A 24,675-nucleotide genomic window follows, 5' to 3' on the forward strand; every position below is an offset into this window, starting at 1 on the left:
GCGTCGCGCTGATCCGAAATGGACGATGAGCAACGTCCTGTGCCGTTGGGGGAATTCGCACGGACCACCCCATTCGCAGAGGCGTTCGGCCACCGTTGACAAGGCCGCCTTCAGACGCTGCGCCCCCGAAGGAGTGGTAACATCATGCAAGCGTGCCTGTGCCTCAATGTCGGCTCATCAAGCCTCAAGGCTGCGGCCTACCCTCCGGGCCGACAGAGCAGAACCCCTGCCTTCAGAGCGTCGCATGATGCGTCGGTCGAGGACTGTCTGAACGTCGATGGCATCGACGAAGCGATGCCGGTCGAAGGGGACGACTACGGACGAACGGCCCTGAGATTGCTGGAGATCGCCAAGACCCGGCTGAATGCCCCGGTGGCAGTGGTCCACCGAGTGGTGCATGGCGGCAATATCTCCGGCGCCCCCGTGGAGATCACGCCCGAGATCGTCGCGCGGCTGGAGGAGGTCACGCCCCTGGCACCCCTGCACCAGCCTGCGAACCTGGCACCGGTGACCGCGATCTCGGCCGAGCGCCCCGACGTCCGCCAGCTTGCGTGTTTCGACACCTCATTTCACGAAACCATCCCCGAGGTGGCCCGCAGGCTGCCGCTCCCCGAAAGCGCCGGAGGCGGACGGTTGCGGCGTTACGGGTTTCACGGGCTCTCGCATGCCTCGGCGGCGCGCCGCCTCGCTGCAGAAGGACTGCGCCGGATGGTCGTGCTGCACCTTGGAGGTGGATCATCGGTCACTGCCATAGACGAGGGCGAAAGCATCGATACGACAATGAGCGCGACGCCCCTTGCCGGCCCGATGATGACCACACGGTCCGGCTCGATCGACCCCGGGGCACTGATCTGGCTGCTGCGCGACGGTCACGATCTCGATCAGCTTGAACGCATGCTCTGGTCGGACTCCGGGCTCAAGGGAGTGTCGGGAATAAGCAATGACCTGCGCGACCTGATCGGCCACGGATCGCCCGACGCTGCCTTGGCAGTTGACATGTACTGTGCCGACCTGGTGCGCCACGTGGGTGCCATGGCAGCGCGGCTTGGCGGCATGGACGGTCTTGTCTTCACCGGAGGTGCGGGCGCCGGCCAGCCTCTGATCAGGGAACGGGTTGCCGAGGCTTTCCGTTGGTCAGGTGTCGTGGTGGACCCGCAAGCCAACCGGATCATCGACGAACAAAGCGTCAGCGACACGGGCAGCCGCATCTCCGCCTCGGAGAGCGCCGTGCCCATCTGGGTTCTGCCGGTAGACGAGGAAACCCAGATGGCAATCGAAACCGAGCATGCCAGAGAGGAAAGCCCATGACCGGACTTGAAACCACGGATGCATGGTGGCGCGCCGCCAACTATCTTTCCGCCGGACAGATCTACCTTATGGATAACCCCCTGCTGCGGCAGCCGCTTGCCCCCGAGCATGTCAAGCCGCGCCTGCTGGGGCACTGGGGGACCACGCCCGGTCTGAACTTCATTCACGCCCACCTGAACCGGCTCATCCGCGAGCGGGATCTGGAGATGCTGACGATCACCGGACCCGGTCACGGCGGCCCTGCTCCGGTTGCGAATGCCTGGCTCGAGGGCAGCTATACCGAGCGCTATCCGGATGTCGACTGGTCTGAGCGCGGTATGCAACGGCTCTTCCGGCAGTTCTCTTTTCCCGGGGGCATCCCAAGCCACGCGGCCCCCGAGACCCCCGGCTCGATGCACGAAGGGGGCGAGCTGGGCTATTCCCTCTCCCACGCCCACGGGGCCGCATTCGACAACCCGGAACTCACGGTGGCCTGCGTGATCGGTGACGGTGAGGCCGAGACCGGCGCGCTGGCGGCATCCTGGCAGTCGGTAAAGTTCGTAAATCCAGATCGTGACGGGGCCGTGCTGCCGATCCTTCATCTGAATGGATGGAAGATCGCGGGGCCGACCGTGTTGGGGCGGATGCACGATCAGGATCTGCAATCGTGGTTCGGCGCAATGGGCTATGCACCGCTCTTCGTCAGCGGTGACGATCCTGCCCGCATGCATGAAGCGATGGCTGCGGCGCTTGACGAGGCCGCCGACCGACTGGCCGAGATCAGGAAGAATGTTCCGCTCGAACCGCAATGGCCGCTCATCATCCTGCGCAGCCCCAAAGGCTGGACCGGGCCGCAAAGCGTGGGCGGCGAGCCTGTCGAGGGCACCTTCAGATCGCACCAGGTGCCGCTGAAGGGTGTGCGCGAAGATCCGGACCGGCTTCGCCAGCTCGAAGCATGGATGAAGAGCTACCGCCCCGACGAACTCTTCGACGAGGGGGCGCCGAATACGATGCTTCGGGCCGGCATCCCCGCAACGGACCGTCGCATGACGGCAAGCGCTGTCGCCGAAGGGCGCCGGACCCGTCCGCTCGACCTCCCGGAAACCGGCGCGCACGAGGTCGACGTGTCCTCGCCCGGCTCGAGCGTGGCCAGCGCCACGGGTCAGCTGGGTGGCTGGCTGCGCGAGGTTTTCCGCGACAATCCCGGTCGCTTCCGGCTCTTCGGGCCGGACGAGACGGAATCCAACAAGCTCGACGCTGTCTTCGACGAAACGGATCGACGGGCGACCGGAGAGGTGCACGAGGCCGACGAGAATGTCTCCGCCGACGGTCGTGTCCTCGAGGTGCTGAGTGAACACCTGTGCCAGGGCTGGATGGAGGGATACACCCTCAGCGGGCGCCACGGGCTGTTCACGAGCTACGAGGCGTTCATCCATATCGTGGACTCGATGTTCAACCAGCACGCAAAGTGGTTGCGCACGACCCGCCGCATCGACTGGCGGCCGGAAGTGCCGTCTTTCACCTATCTCCTGACCAGCCATGTATGGCGACAGGATCACAACGGCTTCTCGCATCAGGATCCCGGTTTCCTCGACGTCGTGTCGCAGAAGCCCGGTGACATGATCGGTATCTACCTGCCGCCCGATGCAAACACCCTGCTGGCCGTTGCGGCGCAGTCTCTTGGCAGTACCGATCGGATCAACGTGATCGTCGCCGGAAAGCAGCCGGAGCCGCAGTGGTTCGACGCTGAAGCCGCCAGCGCGCATCTCGCGCGTGGCGCAGGGCCGCTGCCCGGGCACGACGATGCCGATCCGGACGTGGTGCTGGCCTGTGCGGGCGACGTTCCGACGATGGAAGCGGCGGCCGCAGCGCAACTGATCCGCGCCCATTCCGATCTTCGTGTCAGGGTCGTCAACGTTCTCGACCTGATGGCACTGCAATCCCCCGATCGGCATGGCCATGGCCTGTCGGACGCGGACTTCACGGCGACCTTCGGCGTGGACTGCCCCGTGGTCTTCGCGTTCCACGGCTATCCTGGCCTGATCCACCGCCTGACCTACCGCCGGCCCAACCACGACAACTTCCATGTCCACGGCTTCCAGGAAGAGGGAACGACCACCACGCCTTTCGACATGACGGTAATGAACGGGCTGGACCGCTATCACCTTGCGCTCGCCGCAGACCGCTGGACCGGCGGTCATGCACGGTCTCTCGGGAAACTCTGCGAAGACGCCCTGCAAAGGCATGAGACCCACGTGCAGGAGACCGGCGAGGACCTGCCGGAGATACGGGACTGGAGATGGGCTGCCTGACCCGCCTGTCTGGTCAGCAACGACGCGGTGCGCCGCCGGCGGAAAACCGGTGCGGCACATCGCTCGCCGCGATGCCCCGGCACCATCGACGAAGGAGGAAGCACGATGTCCAGCGCAGCGACCATTCCGCAGGCCAGAGGTCCGGACCACACGGCCGCGTTTCTTTGCGAGGGCTATCACTACGCCCCTCGCCGCTTCGAACAAATGAACACGGATGCCTTCACGACCCGGATCATGCTGCGCCCGGTCACCTGCGTTCGAGGGCCCGAAGCCGTGGAGATGTTCTATGAAGCGGGCCGCATGACGCGCCGTGGGGCCATGCCCTCCACCGTTGTCGCGCTGCTTCAGGACAAGGGCAGCGTTCAGACGCTCGACGGGCATGCTCATCGCGTGCGCAAGGAAATGTTCCTCGACATGATGGATGCCATGAGGCTGGACGAAGCAAGGCGATTGTTCCGGGAGGAATGGCGTGCCGCGGTCAGCGGCTGGCAAGGACGCGAGATCGTTCTCGATGAAGAGCTCGACGTCATGATGACACGCCTGGCCATGCGCTGGTGCGGCATCGATCCTGCCACGCAGGATGTCGAGCGGCGCGCGACCGAACTCGCCACGATGTATCGGGCGGCCGGCAAGCTCGGGCCCGCATACCTGCGAGCCCGAGCGCTTCGCCGCCGTTCCGAGCGCTGGGCAAGGCATCTCGTTCGTGATGCTCGTGCCCAAGCCAAAGCATCGGGCGTGCTCGGCACGCTGGCCGGGCATCGCGACGCCGACGGTGCCCTCATGAGCGAAGAGGTTGCGGCGGTCGAGCTTCTGAACGTGTTGCGGCCCATCGTGGCAGTCGGGCGCTACGTCCTCTTCGCCGCGCACGCAATGCATCTTCACGGCGCCGGCGACGCAGGCGAAGAGGCCGACAGAGCGTTCGCCGAGGAAGTCCGGCGCCTCTACCCGTTCTTTCCGATGATCGGCGGTCGCGTCCTTGAGCCCTTCGACTGGCACGGCGCCCGGTTCGATCGCGGTGACTGGCTCCTGCTTGACCTGCACGGCACCAACCACGATCCATCTGCATGGAGCAAGCCGGAGGCCTTCCGCCCCGAGCGTCATCTGGGTTTCGTCTCTCAACCCGAGGCCATGGTGCCACAAGGGGGCGGAAGCTACCTTCAAAACCACCGGTGCCCGGGAGAATGGCTTTCGGTGGCAATACTCACCGAGGCCGTTTCCCAGCTAAGGCTTTCGGACCGAAGCGTTCCCGAGCAGGATCTGTCGCTTCCCGCGAGTGAGTTCCCCCCCGTGCCCCGCGAAGGGCTGAGGATGTCGGTAGCCCCACCCGCTCCGTCGGGGCCCGCTTGAGCGCGCCAGCCTCTTCGCGGGGACCCGGCATTCTTCTGCGGTGACGGGAACCTTCCTGCGAAAGCGGAAGTTGCGCAAACAAGCAGACTGCAACGGGAGAGTGTCCCATGAACCGTTTCGAAGACTGCAAGGCAATCGTGACCGGGGCCGGCTCGGGTATCGGGCTGGCAACCGCCAAGCGCTTCGCCGAGGAAGGGGCCGACGTCTGCCTCATCGACAGGGTCTGGTCGGAAGAGGCAGCGGAAGCGATGGACCCCGGGAAATGCCATCGGATCACCTGCGATGTCTCCGATCGCCACGCGGTGACGGAAGCTGTAGACGACGCAATCGGGCGGATGGGCGGACTCGATATCGTCGTCAACAGCGCGGGCTACCCCGTCACCGATCTCGACAACGAGATGTCCGACGCGACGTGGCGTGCACATTTCGAAGCCGATGTTCACGGCACGCACTACGTGTGCGAAGCGGCACGGCCCGCTCTTGAAAGCCAGGGCGGCGCCATCGTGAACGTGGCATCCGTGGCCGGGCTCGGCGGTGACAGCGCGATGGAAGCCTACGACGCGGCCAAGGGCGCGGCCGTGCGCCTGACCAACGCGCTGGCAATCGATCTCGCGCCGCTCGATGTGCGCGTCAACGCCGTCTGCCCGACCCTGACACGAACGGCGATGAGCAGATCGGTCGAGGAGCAGCCCGAGAAGCTCGAGGCGTTCCGTGCGGCAATTCCAATGGGCCGCATCGGCGAAGCGGAAGAGGTCGCCGCAGCAATCCTGTTCCTCGCTTCGCGGGAAGCGAGCTTCATCACCGGCGTGGCCCTCGCGGTCGACGGTGGCGTGACCGCTGGCAACGGGCAACCGCATCTGGCCTGAGCGGGGCTGCGCCCGGTTCACGTCTTCGGAACGCCTCGGAACAAGGTTCCTCCCCTCTGGTTGAGGAAACAGACAACCATCCATTGCCGTCTCCGCCATGACGGATGGCGACATCTGCAAAGGAGGATCCATGTCACAGGAAACGAAGCAGGCCGAGAAGACCGAAAAGACCGTCTTTTCCGAATTCGCCGAGCCAAGCCGCCCGGGCGGCTACGAAGGGGTTCGCCAACCCATCGAAGTCGGTGACCCGGCGTCTGTCCCGGCTGACGGCGCTCGACCAGCCGACGATGAACTGAAGCAAGCCGTCTCGAGGGCGCTGCAATCCGACGGGCGCCTCGAAGGCCAGAACATCGAAACACGGTCTTCCGCTGGCAACGTCGAACTCACCGGTCGGGTGGAACTGGAATTCCAGAGAACGCTCGCCGCTGCCATCGCAGCTGCGGTGCCCGGCACTCTGAGCGTCAAGAACCAGCTCAAGGTCGCGGAAATCTGACAGTCCAGGCGGAGGGCGTGGTCAAGCTGCCATGCCCTCCGCCCTCCGCCGTCTGCGGCTGGAAGGGATCTGCTATCCCTGCGCCACTTTTCGCAAGACGACACCCGACAGCGAGCCGAGCGTCAGGCTATCCCCTTCAACCTCGGAGTGGCCGCAGCTGAACGCTGCCTGCAGGTTCGGCTCCGAAAGCGGAAGAGATACCTGCTTCAGGCCGAAATTCAGGTAGACGAAAAGCGCCTCTCCGGCGTGTTCACGACATACGCCGATGACCCCATCAGGCATATCCGGAAGCACGCGTTCAGCTGCGATACGCAGCATCGGGACGCTGCGACGCCAGGCGAGTAGCTCGCGCGTGAAGTGCAGGACCGAGTCCGGATCATCTTCCTGCACGTCGACCGCGCTTTCCCGCTGGCTGTCCCGCGCCCGCTTCCAGGGCGTGTCTGCATCCGAGAAGCCGGCATTGAGCGTCTCCGACTTCCAAGGCAGCGGGCAACGCACACCGTCCCGGCCCTCGAAGTCGGGCCACAGCGCCCTCGCCCACGGGTCGGTGATTTCGCCCGCGCTCAGGTCCGGCTGCTCGAGCCCAAGTTCATCCCCCTGAAAAAGGATCATGCCTCCGGCCAGCGTCGCCTGAAGGAAGAGCAGCAGCTTCGCAGCCTCCTGCGAGCGCCCCTCGGCGCACGCGCTTGGCATCAGGTTGCTTACTGCACGCGGAGAGTCGTGATTGGTGAAGACGTTCAGGCTTGTCCCGGGAACGAGGTAACGCGACCGGATATCGATCAACTTGCGCCATTCGCGGACGGTGTCGGCCCGGTTGATCAGGTCGAAGTCGTAGACCGCGTGCAACCTGTCGTCGCCCACCGTGTATTTCGGTGCCAGCCGAGAACTGTCGACATCCGCAAGCTCCCCGATCAGGACCCTCTCGGGCTCGTATTCGTCCGCCACCCTCCGGAAATGGTGCAGCAACGGGAGCGCTCGCGGAACATCGCGGTCAAAGAGGTGCATCTGGCCGCCGAAGGGATTGTTCGGACCGCCTCCCAAGGAAGGGTTCTCACCCGCTATGGCAGCCGGGTTCGAGCGCAGGGCCGCGTCGAAGGAGAGGCACTGCACCGCGTCCACACGGAATCCGTCGACGCCGAGGTCGAGCCAGAAACGCATGACGTCGAGCATCGCCGCCAGCACTTCCTGATTGGCGAGGTTGAGCGCAGGCTGGCTGCGCAGGAACGGGCGATAGCAATATTGCGCACGTCTCGGTTCCCACCTCCAGGCCCGGCCGCCGAACGAACTGAGCCAATTGTTCGGAGGGCCACCGTCGGGTGCAGGATCCGCCCAGACATACCAGTCCGCCTTGTCGTTATCGCGCGAGCTGGCGCTCTCGATGAACCAGGGATGCTGATCCGAACTGTGCCCCATGACAAGATCAAGCAGGATTTTCAATCCGGCATCATGACACTTATCGATAAGGATCTTGAGATCATCAACGGTTCCGAAGATCGGATCTATATCCTTGAAATCGCTTATGTCGTAGCCGTTGTCATCCTGTGGCGAGGCATAGGGCGGCGCCAGCCAGATCCCGTCGACACCAAGCCCGGCGAGGTAGTCCAGCTTCTCGGTGATACCGTTGATGTCTCCGAGCCCATCCCCTGAAGCGTCATTGAACGAGCGGATATAGATTTCGTAGAAAACGGCACCGCGCCACCACTCCGGTGGATCCGGCGGCGCTTCGAGATGAGCAATCGCGTAGGCGAGTTGGGCGTCTCCCTCCTGTCCGGACATGCGAAGTCTCCAACTGAGAAGTGATTGTATATGCTGACCAAACAACCCTGAACTGCGCAGGGTTCCCCCTCGACACGCAGTCATCCGTTCATGGCCCCGGGAAAAGACCGGTCTCACGGTGGGTGGCCTTTCCAGCCCGCCGGGATCTTCGGGCAGCTCAGCGATGATGCCCCGCGTCTACACGAACAAAGCAGGTGGCCTTGTGGCCACCTGCTCGCCGTCTTGGTTTCAGGCCCGGTCAGCCCGGGCGCTGTTGGGGAAGGCCCCTCAGGCGGCGATGGCGATCGCCTTGGCATTGACGAACTCGCGCATCCCGAAACCACCGTGTTCGCGACCATAGCCGGAGTCCTTCACGCCACCGAAAGGCATCTCCGGCGTGGCAAGGTTGAAGTGGTTGATGAACACCATGCCGGTGTCGAAATGTGTCCGGGCCAGTTCGGTGGCACGGGCTTCGTCCTTCGAGAAGATGCCACCGCCCAGGCCGAAGCGGCTGTCGTTGGCGATACGCATTGCGTCCTCGTCGTCCTCCGCCCGGATCACCGAGGCCACCGGACCGAAGAGTTCCTCGTCATAGGCCGGCTGGCCCGGCTTCACGTCGGTCAGCACGGTCGCGGGATAGTAGTAACCCTGGCCGCCCGGCAGGCTGCCACCGCAGGCGATGCGAGCCCCCTTGTCGACGCTGTCGCGCACCTGCTGATGAAGGGTGTCCCGCAGATCTCCGCGCGCCATGGGACCAAGCCCGGTCTCCTCGTCGTTCGGATTGCCCGCAACGACCTTGGACATCGCATCGACGTAGCGCTCCACGAAGGCGTCGTAGACGGCATCGGTCACGATGAACCGCTTGGCGTTCACGCAGGTCTCGCCGTTGTTGTAGATGCGGCCTGCCACGCAGGTCTTCACCGCGAGGTCGAGGTCCGCGTCCTCGAGCACGAGGTAGGCATCGTTCGAACCGAGCTCGAGCACCGTCTTCTTGAGATGCTCGCCCGCGGTCTTCGCGATGATGCTGCCGCCCGAGGCGCTGCCGGTCATCGTGACGCCACGCACCAGCTCGTGCGCGATCAGCTTGTCCGACTGGTCGTGGTCGATGGTCATGACGGTGAAGAGATTTTTCGGAAGGCCGGCGGATTCGTAGATCTCGCGCAGCAGCAGCCCGCTACCGGTGCAGTTTGCCGCGTGCTTCAGCAGCACACCGTTGCCGGCCATCAGATTGGCGATCGAATAGCGGACGGCCTGATAGGCCGGGAAGTTCCACGGCTGGATCCCGTAGATGACGCCGACCGGCGAATAGGTGATGATGCCCTGGCGCCCGTCCTGAAGCGAGCGATGCTCGTCGGCAAGCACCTCCGGCCCCTGCTTCGCAGTCCATTCACAGATCGCGGCGCAAAGATCGACCTCGTCGCGGCTGTCACCGATCAGCTTGCCGACCTCATCCGTCATGAGCTGTGCCAGCTCCTCCTTGCGCGAGGAAAGCTGCTGCCCGATCCGGGCGATGATCTCGGCACGGCGCGTCGCGGGCGTCAGGCGCCACTCGTCAAATGCGTCATGGCAGGCCTTCAGTGCCTCGAACATCTGGTCGTCGTTCATACGTTCGTATCGGGCAAGTTCGGTCTCGGTCGCGGGATTCACGGTGGTGATCGTGCGGTCGGTCATGAGACGTCCTTTCTCACTTCAAGATGTCTTTCTCACGGCGAACGTCATCCGCCCCCGTTGCAGTTCCTGAAGTGGCGACACCTTCCCGTGAGGCGCCGGGAGATCATCGGTCCCATTACCAATGGATTTCTTGCCGTCGCGCAGACGCACCCCTTGCGGGACCTTGCGTGCCAGAGCCTCGGCACCCGTGGTCTTCTGGCCCGATATCTTCAAACACGAAAACACGCACGACGGTGTTCAGGGCAGTGAAAAAAGGGGGATACGAGCCAATTCCGAAACCATGGGACATCGGTTTTCCGGATTTGGCGGAGGCTCAGGGATTCGAACCCTGGGGACGCTCTCACGCCCAACGGTTTTCAAGACCGCCGCATTCGACCACTCTGCCAAGCCTCCGTCACGTTCCTCTAGCCGTGCTCACGCGATTCTGAAAGATGGCGTCGCGAGGAAAGCTGCCGATCCGGCCGAAGCAGGCTTTTCTTGCCAGTGACGAACCGCTAAGCTTTCGGCCACATGTCGCCGACCGGGCGGCAGGAGGCAGAGACGGGCGCCGATCCGGGGCGGGAAGATCCCGGCAGGCGCACGGAACGTCCGGCACCAACGAACCGGACGACGACAGGGCAAGGTCATCTCGACCCTGAGGGACAGGTAAGGGGCACATCATGGGCAGCAAGATTTCTCTGCGGTGGGGCACGACTGCGCGCGGCGCGGTTCTGCTGACGAGCGCGCTGGCGCTCACCGCCTGCGACGGAGCGCAGATGCCGGGCTTCCTTCAATCAAAGGACAAGACGGTCGTCGCAGACGACGGCACCGTGTCGCGCAGCGGCGGCACCGTCGAGCGCGACATCGAGGCACCCGAGGTCTTCCATGCGACAGAGGCCGGCCTCTGGGACGGGCGGCCCTCGCTGGGCGGTGTCTGGGTCGCGCACCCGGACGTGAAAGAGCCCGAACGCGTCATCATCCGCAACCAGCAGAACGGCCAGTTCGTCATCGGCGCATTGTTCCGCCGCGAACGCGAAACGCCCGGGCCCCGGCTGCAGGTGTCTTCGGATGCCGCGGCCGCGCTGGAAATGCTCGCCGGCGCGCCGACCAACCTCGACGTGATCGCGCTGCGGCGCGAGGAGGTCGAGGCAGACCCGACGACCGCCGCGAGCGCAGCGCCCGCTACCGAGGCGACCGCCATACCACGGGCCGAAGAAATCAGCGAAGGCACGCTCGATCCGGTCGCAGGCGCCGCGGCGGCCGCCATCGATGCAGCCCCCGCCCCTTCCGCGCAGGCCCCCGCGGCCGCGACTGCGCCCCCGCCGGCCGAGACCCGCCCTGCCCCGGCTGCGGCCCCGAAACCGGCCTCCTCGCTCGACAAGCCCTATATCCAGATCGGCATCTTCAGCGTCGAACAGAACGCGAAGAACACCGCCACCTCGATGCGGCAGGCGGGCATGGTGCCGACGATCCGCAAGCAGACCAGCTCGGGCAAGACCTTCTGGCGCGTGATCGTGGGCCCCGCCCAGAACGCCTCGGAACGCGCGGCGCTGCTGGAGAAGATCAAGGCGACGGGCTTCACCGACGCCTACGCCGTGACCAACTGAGACCCCTGCCCCGCCGGCCCCGGGGCGCCATGGACCAAGGAGCCCTCCGATGATCCGCACCCGTTCCCTGCGCCACCTGCTCGCGGCGGCCTCCGCCGTGGCGGTCATGGCGAGCCAGGCTGCCGCTTTTGACACCAGCGCGCGTGCCGCCTTCGTGCTCGACTACACCACCGGCACCGTGCTCATGGCGAAGAACGCCGACGAGGCGCTGCCGCCCGCGTCGATGTCGAAGCTGATGACGCTCTACATGGCGTTCGAGGCGATCCACGACGGCCGCCTCACGCTCGACGAGCGGCTGCCGGTGAGCGAGCACGCGATGTCCTACGGCGGCTCGACGATGTTTCTCAACACCACCGACCGGGTGAAGGTCGAGGACCTGCTGCGCGGCATCATCGTGCTGTCGGGCAACGACGCCTGCGCGGTGATCGCCGAGGCGCTTTCGCCGGACGGCACCGAGAAGGGCTTCGCGGAGCTGATGACCCGTCGTGCGCAGCAGCTCGGCATGACCAACTCGACCTTTGCCAACGCCAGCGGCTGGCCCGCCCCGGGGCACCGCATGTCGATGCGCGATCTGACGCTGCTGGCCTCGCACATCATCTCCGACTTCCCCGAGTTCTACGAGATCTTCGGCGAGCGGACCTTTGCCTTCGACGGCCGCGCGCCGTCGAACGTGAACAACCGCAACCCGCTGCTGCGGCTCGACATCGGCGCCGACGGCCTGAAGACCGGCCACACCTCCGAGGCCGGCTACGGTCTTGTGGGCTCGGCCAAGCAGGATGACCGGCGGGTGATCTTCGCGATCACCGGGCTCGACAGCGAACGCGGCCGCGCCGAGGAAGCGGAATCGATCGTCAACTGGGCCTTCCGCCAGTTCGCCGAGCGCACGCTGGTCGAACAGGACCGCGAGGTGGCCCGGGCCGATGTCTGGCTCGGCGCTCAGGACAGCGTCGGGCTGGTCTCGAAGGAAGACATCCGCCTGCTGGTGCCGGTCACTCCCGGCACGCGGCTCGATGCCGAGGTCGTCTACACCGGTCCGCTCAAGGCACCGATCACCGAGGGCCAGCAGCTCGCCGAGCTGATCATCCGCCCCGAGGGCCTGCCCGAGCATCGCGTGCCGCTGTTCGCCGCCAACGCGGTGGCCGGTGGCGGCTTCACCAAGCGGATGATGACCGTAAGCAAGGTGCTCTTCGACCGCCTGCAGGAGCAGCCCGCCGGGGAGGCGATGTGACCGACAGCAAGGGGCTGTTCATCAGCTTCGAGGGCATCGACGGCTCCGGAAAATCGACACAGGCGCGGCTGCTCGCAGAGCGGCTGCGCGCGAAGGGGCGCGAGGTCGTCCTGACGCGCGAGCCCGGCGGCTCGCCCGGCGCGGAGGAGATCCGCGCGCTCGTCCTGCAGGGCGACCCGGACCGCTGGTCCGCCGAGACCGAGCTTCTGCTCTTCACCGCGGCCCGCCGCGATCATCTCGAACGCACCATCGCCCCCGCGCTCGCGCGTGGCGCCACGGTGATCTGCGACCGCTTCGCCGATTCCACCCGCATGTATCAGGGCCTCTCGCGCGGCGATCTGCGGGCCGTGGTCGACCAGCTGCACGAGCTGATGATCGGCGTCGAGCCCGACCTCACCCTGCTCATCGACATGGAACCGCGCGCCGCGCTCACGCGGGCCAAGGCCCGTGCCACCGCCGAGGAGCGGTTCGAGGACTTCGGCCTCGACCTTCAGGTGCGGATGCGCGAGGGCTTCCTGTCGCTCGCCCGCGAATTCCCCGACAGGTTCCGCGTCATCGACGGTGACACGTCGCCGGAAGCGGTGGCGCAGGAGGTGGATGCCGCGCTACAAGCGCCGGCATGAGCGACAGCGAGATTCCCCAGCCGGACAAGGTCGAGGGTGCGCCGCACCCCCGCGAAACCGTGCGCCTCTTCGGGCAGGACAAGGCCGAGCAGGATTTCCTCGCGGCCTACAATGCCGGGCGGCTGCACCACGGCTGGCTGCTGACCGGGCCCAAGGGGCTGGGCAAGGCGACGCTCGCGTGGCGCATCGCGCGCTTCCTGCTGGCGACGCCCGAGCCCTCCGACGACGGGCTGTTCGGCGCGCCGCCACCGCCCGACACGCTCGAGATTTCGCCCGATCACCCGGTTGCGCACAGGGTGCAGGCGCTGTCCGATCCCGGCCTTTTCCTGCTGCGGCGGGCGTGGGACGACAAGGCCAAGCGTCACAAGACCCAGCTGACCGTCGACGAGGTGCGCCGACTGAAGAACTTCTTCAGCCTGTCCTCGGCCGAGGGCGGACGCCGGGTCGTGATCGTCGATTGCATGGACGAGCTGAACGTCAGCGCCGCCAACGCCATCCTCAAGCTGCTCGAGGAACCGCCCGCCCGCACCACGATGCTGCTGATCGCGCACCAGCCCTCACGGCTGCTGCCGACGATCCGGTCGCGCTGCCGCGAACTGCGGCTTGCCCCGCTGGATGCCGAGGACATGGCGCGCGCGCTCGGACAGGCCGGGGCCGAGGTCGCGACCGAGGACGCGCAGGCGCTCGCGGCGCTGTCCTCTGGGTCGGTGGGCGCGGCGATCCGGTTGCTCAACTTCGACGGGCTGGCGCTTTATGCGCAGATCGTCCGGCTGCTCGACACCCTGCCCCGGCTCGACCGGGCGGGTGCCATCGCGCTTGGCGAGAGCGTCGCCGGCAAGACCAACGAGCCGCGGCTCGAACTGCTGCTGACGCTGATGGACACGCTGCTCGGGCGCCTTGCCCGAACCGGCGTCATGGGCACCCCGCCGATGCCCGAGGCGGCCCCGGGCGAGGCCGCGATGCTGTCACGGCTCGCCCCCGATGCGGCAAGCGGGCGCGCCTGGGCGGAAATCGCGCAGCAGGCCGGTGACCGGGCCCGCCATGCCCGCGCCGTGAACGTCGACCCGGCGGCGCTGGTGCTCGACATGATCCTGCAGCTGCGAAAGGTCGCCTGAGGCCGCCGCCAGCCGGCATCGACCTCCGTCGCGACGACAGCCCCCTATATATAATGTGTGAGCGCTAGCGGTGCGTGCACTGGGCTGCCTGCCAAAAGGCGTGCACTGGGCTGCCTGCCAAAAGCAAAAAAGCGGCGCCTCGTGAGAGGTGCCGCTTTCATTGTTCAACACTGAACCATCCGTCTGTTCAGCCTTTAAACGATACCGCCCGCGATGAAGCGATCCGCGAGCTGAGCGTAAGCCTCGGCCATGGCACCGTCGCCGAGCGCGACCGGGGTTCCGGCGTCGCCCATCAGGCGGGTGTCGAGATCCACCGGCAGCTGCGCAAGAACCGGAAGGTTCAGCCGCTCGGCTTCCGCCGCGACGCCGCCATGCCCGAAAATATGCGCCTCGTGGCCGCAGCTCGGGCAGACGAAGGTCGACATGTTCTCGATCAGGCCCAGCACCGGCACCTTCAGCGTATCGAACGCATCGAGCGCCTTGCGGGCATCCAGAAGCGCCACGTCCTGCGGGGTCGAGACCACGATGGCGCCGGTCAGTTCGGATTTCTGGCCGAGCGACAGCTGCACGTCCCCGGTGCCCGGCGGCAGGTCGATGAGCAGCACGTCGAGCTCGCCCCACTCGACCTGCATCAGCATCTGCTGCAGCGCCCCCATCAGCATCGGCCCGCGCCAGACGACGGCCTTGTCCTCGGGCAGCATGAAGCCGATCGACATGAGCGTGATGCCATGCGCCTGCAGCGGGATGATGGTCTTGCCGTCGGGGCTGGCCGGACGTTTCGAGGTGCCGAACATGCGCGGCTGCGAGGGGCCGTGGATGTCGGCGTCGAGCAGGCCGACCTTCTTGCCGGCCCGGGCCAGCGCCACCGCGAGGTTCGACGACACCGTCGACTTGCCGACACCGCCCTTGCCCGAGCCGATGGCGATCATCGATTTCACGCCCGGCGGATTCATCCGGCCCTCCTGCGGCGTGGGGTGACCACCGACCTTCAACGAGGGCGCGGGCTTCGGTTTGGCCTCGGCCGTGGGCGCCGTGAGCGCCGCGCTGACCGAGCGGATGCCCGGAAGCGCCGAGACGGCGCGTTCCGCGGCCTGCCGCAGCGGCTCCATCTGGCGCGCGGTTTCCGGATTCGGCGCCTCGATCACGAAGCGCACGGCGCCGCCGTCGACGGTCAACGCTCGAATCATGTCGCGCGAAATCAGGTCGCCGCCGTCGGGCAGCGGAAGCCGCGCGAGCTGCGCCTTCACCGCCTCAATTGTACCGCTCATTCCTTTTCCTTTCCATTTGCGCAACCCGACGTAGGGTCACCTTGCACTCCGCGCAATGCTCGAACACATACTGCCCAATCTTTGTGCTTAACGCCTTGGTTTCGCTTGTCTATGGCCCAGCAGAACCATGCACCTTCCGCATAGCGGCTTTGAGGTCAGACGGGATTGTGCACTTGCAGCATTTACCCCAGATTGAGGTCAACAACGGAACGACATACCGAACAGGCTAGCAATCCAGATGGCTTACGCAACCGACCACACCGCAAACGTCCAGGCAGGCAACGCCGGCTTCTTCTCCGGCATCGTCGCATCGCTTCGCGAGCGCAATGCCCGCCGCCGCCTCTTCAAGGAAACGGTGAGCGAACTGTCCGGTCTCAGCAACCGCGAACTGAGCGACCTCGGGCTGAGCCGCTCGATGATCCGCCGGATCGCATGGCAGGCCGCCTACGAGGCCTGACACACGATTTCAACTCGACGGGCTCTCTCCTCCTCCCTGAGCCCCAGAGTTCCGGCGGCGGCCTCTCTCCTCCTCCCTGAGGTCGCCGCCAACAAGACAAGGGGCGCAATGCCCTGACCTTCGAAGCCCCCTCTCCTCCTCCCTGGGGCGTTTCGATAGAGCGGCGGTGCCTCTCCTCCTCCCTGGCACCGTCGCAACCCCACAACCGGGCGCAACGCCCAAGACCTTCGGAGCCCCCTCTCCTCCTCCCTGGGGCGTTTCGATAGCGCGACGGTGCCTCTCCTCCTCCCTGGCACCGTCGCAACCCTACAACCGGGCGCAACGCCCGAGACCTTCGGAGCCCCCTCTTCTCCTCCCTGGGGCGTTTCGATAGCGCGGCGGTCTCTCTCCTCCTCCCTGAGACCGTCGCACCCCTACAACGGCCGCGAGGCCGACAGTTTCTGAAGCCCATCTCCTCCTCCCTTGGGTCTTCGGAATATCGACGGCGGTGCCCTCTCCTCCTCCCTGGGCGCCGCCGTTTTTCTTTTGTCCGACAGGATCGATCTTGGGGCTCTGCCCCGCCCGCGCGGTGCCCGCGCGGACTCCCCGGGATATTTCCGGCCAGAAGATGCGCGCGCTCGCCCCCGGCCCGGCGCGCGGCGAGGCTTCCCCTTTGCGCCGCCTTTCGTTAGACGAGGCGGGACAGAGAATGCAGGCACGGGAAGCAGACCCATGGCGATGGAAAAGACCTTTGACGCGGCCGCCGCGGAGGCACGGATCTACGAGGCGTGGGAGCAGTCGGGCGCCTTCAAGGCGGGCGCGAACGCGTCGCGCGACGACACCTTCTGCATCATGATCCCGCCGCCCAACGTGACGGGCAGCCTGCACATGGGGCACGCGTTCAACAACACGCTGCAGGACATCCTGGTGCGCTGGCACCGGATGCGCGGCTTCGACACGCTCTGGCAGCCCGGGCAGGACCACGCCGGCATCGCCACGCAGATGGTGGTCGAGCGCAAGCTGGCGCAGGAACAGCAGCCTTCGCGCCGCGAGATGGGCCGCGAGGCGTTCCTTGCCAAGGTCTGGGAGTGGAAGCAGGAATCCGGCGGCACGATCATCAACCAGCTTAAGCGCCTTGGCGCCTCCTGCGACTGGTCGCGAAACGCCTTCACCATGTCCGGCGCCGAAGGGGCGCCCGCGGGCGAAGAGGGCAACTTCCACGATGCCGTCATCAAGGTCTTCGTCGACATGTACGAGAAGGGCCTGATCTACCGCGGCAAGCGGCTGGTGAACTGGGACCCGCACTTCGAGACGGCGATCTCGGATCTCGAGGTCGAGAACCTCGAGGTGCCGGGCCACATGTGGCACTTCAAGTACCCGCTGGCGGGCGGCGCCACCTACACCTACGTCGAGAAGGACGAGGACGGCACCGTGCTCTTCGAGGAGGAGCGCGACTACATCTCGATCGCCACCACCCGCCCCGAGACCATGCTGGGCGACGGCGCGGTCGCCGTGCACCCCTCCGACGCGCGCTACGCGCCGATCGTCGGCCAGCTCTGCGAGATCCCGGTGGGCCCGAAGGAGCACCGCCGCCTGATCCCGATCATCACCGACGAGTATCCCGATCCCGACTTCGGCTCGGGCGCGGTGAAGATTACCGGCGCGCATGACTTCAACGACTACCAGGTCGCGAAGCGCGGCGGCATCCCGATGTACCGCCTGATGGACACGCGCGGCGCCATGCGCGACGACGGCAAGCCCTACGCGGAGTGCGCCGAGATCGCCCAACAGGTCGCCCGCGGCGAGCTGAAGCTCGACGAGCACGAGGCCGACGGCCTGAACCTGGTTCCCGACCACCTGCGCGGTCTCGACCGTTTCGAGGCCCGCGAAGCGGTGGTGCGGGAGATCACCGAGGAAGGTCTGGCGGTGATGACCGAGGTGACCGACCCGCGGCTCGGCAAGGCCGCCGCGAAGGCGCCGGTCGCGCCCGAGGAAGGCGGCGAGGCCCGCGACGAGGCCGACAACTGGGTGCCACTGGTCGAGGCCAAGGCGATCATGCAGCCCTTCGGCGACCGCTCGAAGGTGGTGATCGAACCGATGCTCACCGACCAGTGGTTCGTCGACACCGCCAAGATCGTCGGGCCCGCGCTCGACGCGGTGCGCGACGGCCGGGTGCGGATCATGCCCGAGAGCGGCGAGAAGACCTATTTCCACTGGCTCGAGAACATCGAGCCCTGGTGCATCTCGCGCCAGCTCTGGTGGGGCCACCAGATCCCGGTCTGGCACACGCCCGGCTTCGGAGACGAGTGGCGCAGCTTCTGCGCGCCCACCGAGGAGGAGGCGCTGAAGAAGATGCACGCCTTCTTCGGCGACGACGCCGAGTTCCTCATGGTCGAGGATGCCGCTGCCGCCGAGGACATGATCGCCGACCTGTTGTCGCAGGGCACCGACTACACCGGCGTCGACCAGCGCCGCCGCGCGCAGGCGATCCCGGTCTTCCGCGACCCCGATGTGCTGGATACCTGGTTCTCGTCGGGCCTCTGGCCGATCGGGACGCTGGGCTGGCCCGAGGACACGCCGGAGCTGGCGAAGTACTTCCCCACCGACGTGCTCGTCACCGGGCAGGACATCCTGTTCTTCTGGGTCGCCCGGATGATGATGATGCAGCTTGCCGTGGTCGACGAGGTGCCGTTCCGCGACGTCTACCTGCACGGGCTGGTGCGTGACGCCAAGGGCAAGAAGATGTCGAAGTCGCTCGGCAACGTGGTCGACCCGCTCGAGATCATCGACGAGTATGGCGCCGACGCGCTGCGCTTCACCAACGCGGCCATGGCCTCGCTCGGCGGGGTGCTGAAGCTCGACATGCAGCGCATCGCCGGCTACCGCAACTTCGGCACCAAGCTCTGGAACGCCGCCCGTTTTGCCGAGATGAACGGCGCAGTGGGGCTCGGCGGCGATATCCCGCAGCCGCAGGCGACGGTGAACAAGTGGATCCTCGGCGAGACGGCCCGGGTGCGCGAGACCGTCGATGCGGCGCTTGCCGACTACCGCTTCAACGACGCGGCGCTTGGGCTCTACGCCTATGTCTGGGGGGTCGTCTGCGACTGGTATGTCGAGTTCTCGAAGCCGCTCCTGCAGGGCGAGGACGAGGCCGCGCAACGCGAAACGCAGGCCACGATGTCCTGGGTGATCGACCAGTGCCTCATCATGCTGCATCCGATCATGCCCTACATCACCGAAGAGCTCTGGGGCACGCTGGGCGACCGGTCGAAGATGCTGGTGCATGGCGACTGGCCGACCTACTCCACCGACGCGCTGCTCGACGAGGCCGCCGACGCCGAGATGCGCTGGGTGATCTCGCTGATCGAAGGCGTGCGTTCGGCACGGGCCCAGATGGGCGTTCCCGTGGGTCTCTACGTGCCGGTGCTGGTGACCGAGATCGACGCGGCCGGGCAGTCCGCCTGGGACAACAACGAGGCGCTGATCAAGCGGCTTGCACGTCTCGAGAGCCTGACGAAGGTCGACAGCTTCCCCAAGGGCTGCGTCACCGTGCCCGTGGGCGGCGCGACCTTCGGGCTGCCGCTCGCCGACATCATCGACGTCGCCGCCGAGAAGGCGCGGCTCGAGAAGAACATCGGCAAGCTCGCCAAGGAACTCGGCGGCCTGCGCGGACGCCTCAAGAACCCCAAGTTCGTCGAGAGCGCTCCCGACGAGGTCGTCGAGGAAACCCGCGCCAACCTCGCGGCCCGCGAGGAGGAGGAGGCGAAGCTGAAAGAGGCGCTGCGGCGGCTCGAAGAGATCGGCTGAGGCCGGTCCCTGCCCCTGTCATCGTCCGGGGTGGGTTGGAACGACCCACCCTACGGGCGACTGTGTTCGCCCCTTGGGCGCAGGCGCCCGCTCCCTTGATCCTTCGCAGGGCGGGTTTCAACCCACCGCCCCTGCCGTCATCAGGTGACATGCTTGGTCGGGCCGACCGCGCATGCCCTGCACATGAGAGCAGGGGCGCGCCTACGCGGCCCCACCAGTCCTCTCGTGAGGGGTCGGTCAGGCGCGCCAGAACCGCACGGTGAAGAGCGTGAAGACCGCCATGACCTCGAGCCGGCCGGTCAGCATGGCGAAGGCCAGCATCCACTTAGCGGTATCGTTGATCTCGGCGAAGTTGCCGGCGGGGCCGATCATGTCACCAAGCCCCGGACCCACGTTGGCCAGCGCCGTCGCCGCGCCGGAAAGCGAGGTGATGAAGTCGAGCCCGGTCATCCCCAGCCCCACCGACAGCACCCCGAGCGAGACGACGAAGAAGCCGAAGAAGCTCAGCACCGATGAGAGCGTGTCGTCGTCCACCGGGCGGCCTTCGAAACGCGGCGTGAAGACCCCGTGCGGGGCGCGGATCCGGCGCAACTGCACCCGGATCGACGCGAAGAGGATCTGGTAGCGGAAGATCTTCACCGAGCAGGCGGTCGAGCCGGCGCAGCCGCCGATGAGCCCGATGAAGAAGAACAGCGTCACCAGGAACGAGCCCCACCCCATGTAATCCACCGAGGCGTAGCCGGTGCCGGTGATGATCGACGTGATGTTGAACAGCCCCTCGCGCACCGCCTGCTCGGGGTCGTGCGGGAACTGGATCATCAGCGCGCCGGCGACGATCAGCAAGAGCACCGCGATCACGCCGAAGAAGCTCAGCACCTGCGTGTCGCGCCACAGAGCCCGGTAGTTGCCGTTCAGCATCTGCACGTACCGCACGAAGGGCAACGCCGCCGAGACCATGAAGAACGACGCCACGTATTCCGCCGGCCCCGAGAAAGTACCGAAGCTTGCGTCGTAGTTGGCGAAGCCGCCGGTCGACAGGGTCGTGAGAGCATGCACCACGGCGTCGAACAGGCTCATACCGCACATCAGGTACGCGGCGACGCAGGCGATGGTCAGGCCGACGTAGATCTTCGAGATGGCCGAGGCGATCTCGGTCGCGCGCGGCAGGATCTTTCCCATGGTCTCGAAGGCCTCTGAGCGGAAGACCTGCATGCCGCCCACCCGCAGCTCGGGGAGGAAGACCATGGCGACGACGATGATGCCGACCCCGCCGAGCCACTGCAGGATACCGCGCCAGAGCAGCAGCCCTCTCGGCAGCTCGTCAAGCCCGCTGAAAACCGTCGAGCCTGTGGTTGTCAGCCCCGACATGGCCTCGAAATAGGCATCGGTGAAACTGGCCTCGGTGGCACCGAACATGAAGGGCAACCCGCCGAAGATCGGCAGCGCCGCCCAGACGCCGACCGTCAGGAGGAAGGTCTGCTGCAAAGTCAGGCGCTCGGGGACCGCGTTGGCGCAGGACAGCGCAACAAGCCCGCCGGTCAGAAGCGTGACGATGCCGGTCTCGAGGAAGACATGCCACTCGCCCCGCCCTTCGGCGATATCCACGAGCATCGGCAGGAACATGGTGGCGCCGAGGGTGGCGACCAGCAGGCCGATCACATAGGCGACGGGTCGGACATCGAACATGGCGCAGCGTTGGCTTGCCGGCGGGCGGCTGTCAAGCGAGCCCGGCGTCAAAGGCCGCGCGATGGAAATCCCCTCGGACGCTGATGCTTTTGCGCCGCTCAGACAGCGAGGATGTCGCGGAAGACATGCGGGAGGATGTCGTCTCGGGTCAGCCCCATGCGCGCGAGCTGGTCGTCACTTTTCATCTCGAGCGAAATGATCTGCTGCATGCGGGCGCGCTGCAGGCCGTAGGGGTTCACCCCGAGGCCGAGGCCCGTGAAGAACAGGTCGATCTTCTGCCTCAGCGAGGATCGCCCCGTGGCGATCTGGACGTTGCACGTGCTCATCTGGAAATCTCCTGCGGTCGCCCGGTTCCGGTGTCCTCCCGGAAGAAGACTTAGGCGGCGGGGTAAAGCTTTCCTGAATCCGCCGATCACGAATTGCTGCAGCGCAGCGACATGCAAAAGAAATGCGCCGCCCAGGTGGGCGGCGCATCGTTTCCCGGCAGGCTGTGAGGGATCAGCCGACGTGGAAAAGGCTTGCGAAGAGCTTGGGGTCGAGGCTTTCGTTCGCGAATGTCGTGCCCTCCGTCAGCACTGACACCGCATCATGCGAATGCAGGCTTTCCTGGTGGCTGGCGAGCACGCGGTAGTCCCCGATCCGCGGATCCGCCTGAAGCTGGCCGGCGAAAAGCCGGGCCGCGTCCTCGACGAAGATCGGGTTGGCGGCGTTGAGTTCGGCAAAGGCCTGCTCATCCTCGCGCTTGACCATCACCTGCGTCTCGGTCGCGACGGCCTTGCGGCAGAGGTCGATCAGGTCCTCGAACCAGAGGCAGCCGTCCTCGGTCAGTTCTACCGAGACCCGCGCCACGGACCGCTGCGAATGCGGCGTGGCCAGCTGGCCGCGCTCGCGGCGGGCGTGCTCGGAAAGCTCCAGCGAGCACGGGCAGGTCGAGCTGTAGACGTAATCGAGGTGCAGGATCTTGCGGCGCACCCCGGCGGTCTCGACGAGTTCGAGCGCGATGTCGTAATACTGGTAGCCCGAGAGCCCCGAGCGCAGGCTCTGCATCATCATCGGGAACGACAGGCGCATCTGGATGCGCGCATCGAAGCTGCCAAGGTCGGTCTTGTAGTCGTCGAGCGCCGCCTCGATCACCTCGAAGGAAAAGGTCTTTTCCGCGTGGGCGTAGAAGCTGCGCATGATGCGCGACATGTTGATGCCCTTCTTGCCCGCGTCGAGGCTCACCGTGCCGGTGACCGAGGTCTCGAGCGTGAGGTCGCCGTTGTCGCGGCTGCGATACCGGATCGGCAGGCGGAAGTTCGAGATCCCGACGTGCTGGATCGCCCGGTCCTCGCCCTTGATGAGAGACGCAGGCCCGTTCTGCAGGTCGGGCAGCGTATCGCGATAAGCCTCGTCGACGCTGAAGCCGTGAGGGTAATCGCGGGACAGCTCGGGGTAGACCACACCGTCGCGCAGCGCGGCGATGGCAGGATCGAGCGCGTCGATTTCGCCATCCTGTGCGGTGTCGGCGAAACGGCGCAGGAGCGCCAGAGCCTCGGCGGCTTCCTCGCGGCTGGGTTTGCGGTCGATTTCCGGCGTGTGCACGTTCATTGCGGGCTTTCTCAAGAGGCTAGTCAGCGACAGGGCAGATGTAGTTTCCGCCACGTCGCATTTCCATTTTTTTCGATCCCCACGGAACTGCACGAGAGTGTGAACCGTTCCGTGACTGCGGCACGACCATTACGCCGCGTCCAGGGCCTGCAGAATGTCGGACACGAGGTCCTCGGTCGCTTCGATGCCGACGGACAGTCGCATCAGCCCGTCGGAAATGCCCAGACCCGCACGCTGCTCGGGGCTCAGCCGCTGGTGCGTCGTCGTCGCCGGATGGGTGGCGATCGATTTCGCATCACCGAGGTTGTTCGAGATCAGGATGATCTCGAGCGCGTTGCAGAAGCGGAACGCCGCCTCCTTTCCGCCCTCGATTTCGAACGCCACCATCGTGCCGCCTGCCCCGCCAAGCTGGCGCTGTGCCAGTTCGTGCTGCGGATGGCTCACAAGCCCCGGGTAACTCACCCGGGTTACCTTGTGATGGCCGGTCACCGCCTCGGCGATGGCCCGGGCCGAGGTCGACTGGGCGCGCACCCTCAGGTCCATGGTCTCGATGCCCTTGAGCATGATCCACGCGGTGAAGGGGCTCATCGAGCCGCCGGTGTGCTTCATGTAGGGCTCGACCGTCTTGCGGATGAACTCGCGGCTGCCGAGGATCACCCCGCCAAGCGCGCGGCCCTGGCCGTCGATGTGCTTCGTCGCGGAATAGACCACGACATCGGCCCCCTGCGCGATGGCATTCGAGTACACCGGGGTCGAGAACACGTTATCGACGATCACCGTCGCGCCGGCCGCATGGGCAAGGGTCGAGACCGCCTCGATGTCGACCATTTCGAGCGTCGGGTTCGACATGCTCTCGAAGAACACCGCCTTGGCGCCGGAAGCGAGCGCCTCCTTCCACTGGTCGAGGTCGGCACCGTCCACGAGAACGACCTCGATGCCGAAACGTGGCAGGATTTCCTCGACGATGTAGAGGCACGACCCGAAGAGCGCGCGGGCCGAGACCACCCGATCACCCGCCTTGAGCATGGAGAACAGCGCGCCGTTCACCGCCGCCATGCCGGAGGCCGTTGCAAAGGCATCCTCGGCGCCCTCGAACAGCGCGATGCGCTCTTCGAACATGGCCACCGTCGGGTTGCCGTAGCGCGCGTAGATGTATTCGTCCGGGCCCGCCCCGAGGAACCGCGCCTCGGCCTGCTCGGCGCTGTCGTAGGCAAACCCCTGGGTGAGAAAGATCGCTTCGCTGAGCTCGCCCCACTGGCTACGCTTGGTGCCGCCGTGAACCGCCTGCGTGCGTCGTCCCTTCGTCGTCATTCCTGTTCCCTCCGCGGCCCCCTGCGCCGCAATTGAAAAAAGCCCCAGCCGCGGTCAAGCGAAAGGGGCTTTCGTTCGACCTCTTTAGCGGCATGTTTAACGTGGCCCGCAATCCGGTAACAAAGCGCCACGAAAGGCGAATACGCCGCTCCTGCTCCTGCGTCAAGCGGCACTCTCGTATAGGTGGCGTGCAGGCGTGAATTTCACTTGAATGTCACACCCGGCAGCCCCGCCGCCATCGGCGCGTCACGATGGGCTGTTGTCATCCCCGGGCCGTCTGTCCCATCTTGGGAC

18 protein-coding genes, 1 tRNA gene and 1 riboswitch are annotated in these 24,675 nt (G+C 66.0%); of the genes, 11 read left to right on the forward strand and 8 right to left on the reverse strand.

Annotation, left to right across the window (positions count from 1 at the left end; translation table 11 throughout):
- Positions 1-144: 144 nt before the first annotated feature.
- From D6860_RS03365 to D6860_RS03385, 5 genes are all read left to right on the forward strand, one after another.
- Positions 145-1,308, forward strand: coding sequence for an acetate/propionate family kinase (locus D6860_RS03365; RefSeq protein ID WP_076624022.1), 1,164 nt, complete (start codon positions 145-147; stop codon positions 1,306-1,308).
- Positions 1,305-3,599: a phosphoketolase family protein gene (locus tag D6860_RS03370; protein WP_076624020.1), complete on the forward strand. Its 2,295-nt coding sequence runs from the start codon at positions 1,305-1,307 to the stop codon at positions 3,597-3,599. Before D6860_RS03365 ends, D6860_RS03370 begins: the two co-directional genes overlap by 4 nt.
- A gap of 105 nt (positions 3,600-3,704) precedes the next feature.
- Positions 3,705-4,946 carry a cytochrome P450 gene (locus tag D6860_RS03375; RefSeq protein WP_076624019.1) on the forward strand — a complete coding sequence of 414 codons (1,242 nt, stop codon included), beginning with the start codon at positions 3,705-3,707 and terminating at the stop codon, positions 4,944-4,946.
- A 107-nt stretch (positions 4,947-5,053) separates the two neighbouring features.
- Positions 5,054-5,812: a meso-2,3-butanediol dehydrogenase gene (locus D6860_RS03380; protein ID WP_017468794.1), complete on the forward strand. Its 759-nt coding sequence runs from the start codon at positions 5,054-5,056 to the stop codon at positions 5,810-5,812.
- Positions 5,813-5,942: 130 nt separating this feature from the next.
- Positions 5,943-6,305: a BON domain-containing protein gene (locus D6860_RS03385; protein WP_076624017.1), complete on the forward strand. Its 363-nt coding sequence runs from the start codon at positions 5,943-5,945 to the stop codon at positions 6,303-6,305.
- A 72-nt stretch (positions 6,306-6,377) separates the two neighbouring features.
- On the opposite strand, the gene D6860_RS03390 is transcribed toward D6860_RS03385, so the two are convergent.
- From D6860_RS03390 to D6860_RS03400, 3 genes are all read right to left on the reverse strand, one after another.
- Positions 6,378-8,081, reverse strand: a complete 1,704-nt coding sequence (locus tag D6860_RS03390) for an alpha-amylase family glycosyl hydrolase (RefSeq protein ID WP_157895878.1) — start codon at positions 8,079-8,081, stop codon at positions 6,378-6,380.
- Between the two features lie 267 nt (positions 8,082-8,348).
- Positions 8,349-9,731 carry an NAD-dependent succinate-semialdehyde dehydrogenase gene (locus tag D6860_RS03395; RefSeq protein ID WP_076624016.1) on the reverse strand — a complete coding sequence of 461 codons (1,383 nt, stop codon included), beginning with the start codon at positions 9,729-9,731 and terminating at the stop codon, positions 8,349-8,351.
- A gap of 303 nt (positions 9,732-10,034) precedes the next feature.
- Positions 10,035-10,124, reverse strand: a tRNA-Ser gene (locus D6860_RS03400).
- Positions 10,125-10,390: 266 nt separating this feature from the next.
- Between D6860_RS03400 and D6860_RS03405 the strand changes: the two genes are divergently transcribed.
- Genes D6860_RS03405 through D6860_RS03420 form a run of 4 tightly spaced genes read left to right on the forward strand, consistent with a single transcriptional unit; the run spans position 10,391 to position 14,283 of the window.
- Positions 10,391-11,317, forward strand: a complete 927-nt coding sequence (locus tag D6860_RS03405; protein WP_076624014.1) for an SPOR domain-containing protein — start codon at positions 10,391-10,393, stop codon at positions 11,315-11,317.
- A gap of 49 nt (positions 11,318-11,366) precedes the next feature.
- Positions 11,367-12,545 (forward strand): D-alanyl-D-alanine carboxypeptidase family protein, encoded by a 1,179-nt coding sequence (locus D6860_RS03410; RefSeq protein ID WP_076624013.1) that lies wholly within the window; start codon positions 11,367-11,369, stop codon positions 12,543-12,545.
- Positions 12,542-13,168 (forward strand): dTMP kinase, encoded by a 627-nt coding sequence (gene tmk, locus D6860_RS03415; RefSeq protein WP_076624011.1) that lies wholly within the window; start codon positions 12,542-12,544, stop codon positions 13,166-13,168. Before D6860_RS03410 ends, tmk begins: the two co-directional genes overlap by 4 nt.
- Complete coding sequence (locus D6860_RS03420; protein WP_076624010.1) at positions 13,165-14,283, forward strand: DNA polymerase III subunit delta'; 1,119 nt, start codon at positions 13,165-13,167, stop codon at positions 14,281-14,283. Before tmk ends, D6860_RS03420 begins: the two co-directional genes overlap by 4 nt.
- Positions 14,284-14,477: 194 nt before the next feature.
- Here D6860_RS03420 and D6860_RS03425 read toward each other — a convergent pair whose 3' ends face one another.
- A complete protein-coding gene (locus tag D6860_RS03425) occupies positions 14,478-15,551 on the reverse strand; it encodes an Mrp/NBP35 family ATP-binding protein (protein ID WP_076624009.1) in 1,074 nt (357 codons plus the stop codon).
- A gap of 238 nt (positions 15,552-15,789) precedes the next feature.
- Between D6860_RS03425 and D6860_RS03430 the strand changes: the two genes are divergently transcribed.
- Positions 15,790-16,008, forward strand: coding sequence for a DUF1127 domain-containing protein (locus D6860_RS03430; RefSeq protein WP_076624007.1), 219 nt, complete (start codon positions 15,790-15,792; stop codon positions 16,006-16,008).
- Between the two features lie 711 nt (positions 16,009-16,719).
- Positions 16,720-19,794: a valine--tRNA ligase gene (locus tag D6860_RS03435; protein WP_076624006.1), complete on the forward strand. Its 3,075-nt coding sequence runs from the start codon at positions 16,720-16,722 to the stop codon at positions 19,792-19,794.
- 237 nt (positions 19,795-20,031) lie between these two features.
- Here the strand turns inward: D6860_RS03435 and D6860_RS03440 are convergent, their stop codons facing one another.
- From D6860_RS03440 to metZ, 4 genes are all read right to left on the reverse strand, one after another.
- Entirely contained in the window at positions 20,032-21,480 is a 1,449-nt protein-coding gene (locus D6860_RS03440) for a TrkH family potassium uptake protein (RefSeq protein WP_076624004.1), read from the reverse strand.
- Between the two features lie 98 nt (positions 21,481-21,578).
- Positions 21,579-21,806, reverse strand: coding sequence for a hypothetical protein (locus tag D6860_RS03445; protein ID WP_017468338.1), 228 nt, complete (start codon positions 21,804-21,806; stop codon positions 21,579-21,581).
- A gap of 172 nt (positions 21,807-21,978) precedes the next feature.
- Positions 21,979-23,070 carry a GTP cyclohydrolase FolE2 gene (folE2, locus tag D6860_RS03450; RefSeq protein WP_076624002.1) on the reverse strand — a complete coding sequence of 364 codons (1,092 nt, stop codon included), beginning with the start codon at positions 23,068-23,070 and terminating at the stop codon, positions 21,979-21,981.
- A gap of 129 nt (positions 23,071-23,199) precedes the next feature.
- Positions 23,200-24,381 (reverse strand): O-succinylhomoserine sulfhydrylase, encoded by a 1,182-nt coding sequence (gene metZ / locus D6860_RS03455; protein ID WP_017468285.1) that lies wholly within the window; start codon positions 24,379-24,381, stop codon positions 23,200-23,202.
- Positions 24,382-24,444: 63 nt separating this feature from the next.
- Positions 24,445-24,522, reverse strand: a riboswitch (SAM riboswitch).
- Between the last annotated feature and the right edge of the window lie 153 nt (positions 24,523-24,675).

The organism is Salipiger sp. D13, assembly GCF_003703915.1.
Lineage (GTDB): Bacteria > Pseudomonadota > Alphaproteobacteria > Rhodobacterales > Rhodobacteraceae > Salipiger > Salipiger profundus.

Bases quoted from the DNA above. Each gene is read 5' to 3' on its own strand.
- D6860_RS03365 (WP_076624022.1), top strand. From the start codon at position 145: ATGCAAGCGTGCCTGTGCCTCAATGTCGGCTCATCAAGCCTCAAGGCT.
- D6860_RS03440 (WP_076624004.1), bottom strand. From the start codon at position 21,480: ATGTTCGATGTCCGACCCGTCGCCTATGTGATCGGCCTGCTGGTCGCC.
- D6860_RS03370 (WP_076624020.1), top strand. From the start codon at position 1,305: ATGACCGGACTTGAAACCACGGATGCATGGTGGCGCGCCGCCAACTAT.
- D6860_RS03410 (WP_076624013.1), top strand. From the start codon at position 11,367: ATGATCCGCACCCGTTCCCTGCGCCACCTGCTCGCGGCGGCCTCCGCC.
- metZ (WP_017468285.1), bottom strand. From the start codon at position 24,381: ATGACGACGAAGGGACGACGCACGCAGGCGGTTCACGGCGGCACCAAG.
- D6860_RS03425 (WP_076624009.1), bottom strand. From the start codon at position 15,551: ATGAGCGGTACAATTGAGGCGGTGAAGGCGCAGCTCGCGCGGCTTCCG.
- D6860_RS03420 (WP_076624010.1), top strand. From the start codon at position 13,165: ATGAGCGACAGCGAGATTCCCCAGCCGGACAAGGTCGAGGGTGCGCCG.
- D6860_RS03380 (WP_017468794.1), top strand. From the start codon at position 5,054: ATGAACCGTTTCGAAGACTGCAAGGCAATCGTGACCGGGGCCGGCTCG.
- D6860_RS03390 (WP_157895878.1), bottom strand. From the start codon at position 8,081: ATGTCCGGACAGGAGGGAGACGCCCAACTCGCCTACGCGATTGCTCAT.
- D6860_RS03405 (WP_076624014.1), top strand. From the start codon at position 10,391: ATGGGCAGCAAGATTTCTCTGCGGTGGGGCACGACTGCGCGCGGCGCG.
- D6860_RS03395 (WP_076624016.1), bottom strand. From the start codon at position 9,731: ATGACCGACCGCACGATCACCACCGTGAATCCCGCGACCGAGACCGAA.
- D6860_RS03385 (WP_076624017.1), top strand. From the start codon at position 5,943: ATGTCACAGGAAACGAAGCAGGCCGAGAAGACCGAAAAGACCGTCTTT.
- D6860_RS03435 (WP_076624006.1), top strand. From the start codon at position 16,720: ATGGCGATGGAAAAGACCTTTGACGCGGCCGCCGCGGAGGCACGGATC.
- D6860_RS03430 (WP_076624007.1), top strand. From the start codon at position 15,790: ATGGCTTACGCAACCGACCACACCGCAAACGTCCAGGCAGGCAACGCC.
- folE2 (WP_076624002.1), bottom strand. From the start codon at position 23,070: ATGAACGTGCACACGCCGGAAATCGACCGCAAACCCAGCCGCGAGGAA.
- D6860_RS03445 (WP_017468338.1), bottom strand. From the start codon at position 21,806: ATGAGCACGTGCAACGTCCAGATCGCCACGGGGCGATCCTCGCTGAGG.
- D6860_RS03375 (WP_076624019.1), top strand. From the start codon at position 3,705: ATGTCCAGCGCAGCGACCATTCCGCAGGCCAGAGGTCCGGACCACACG.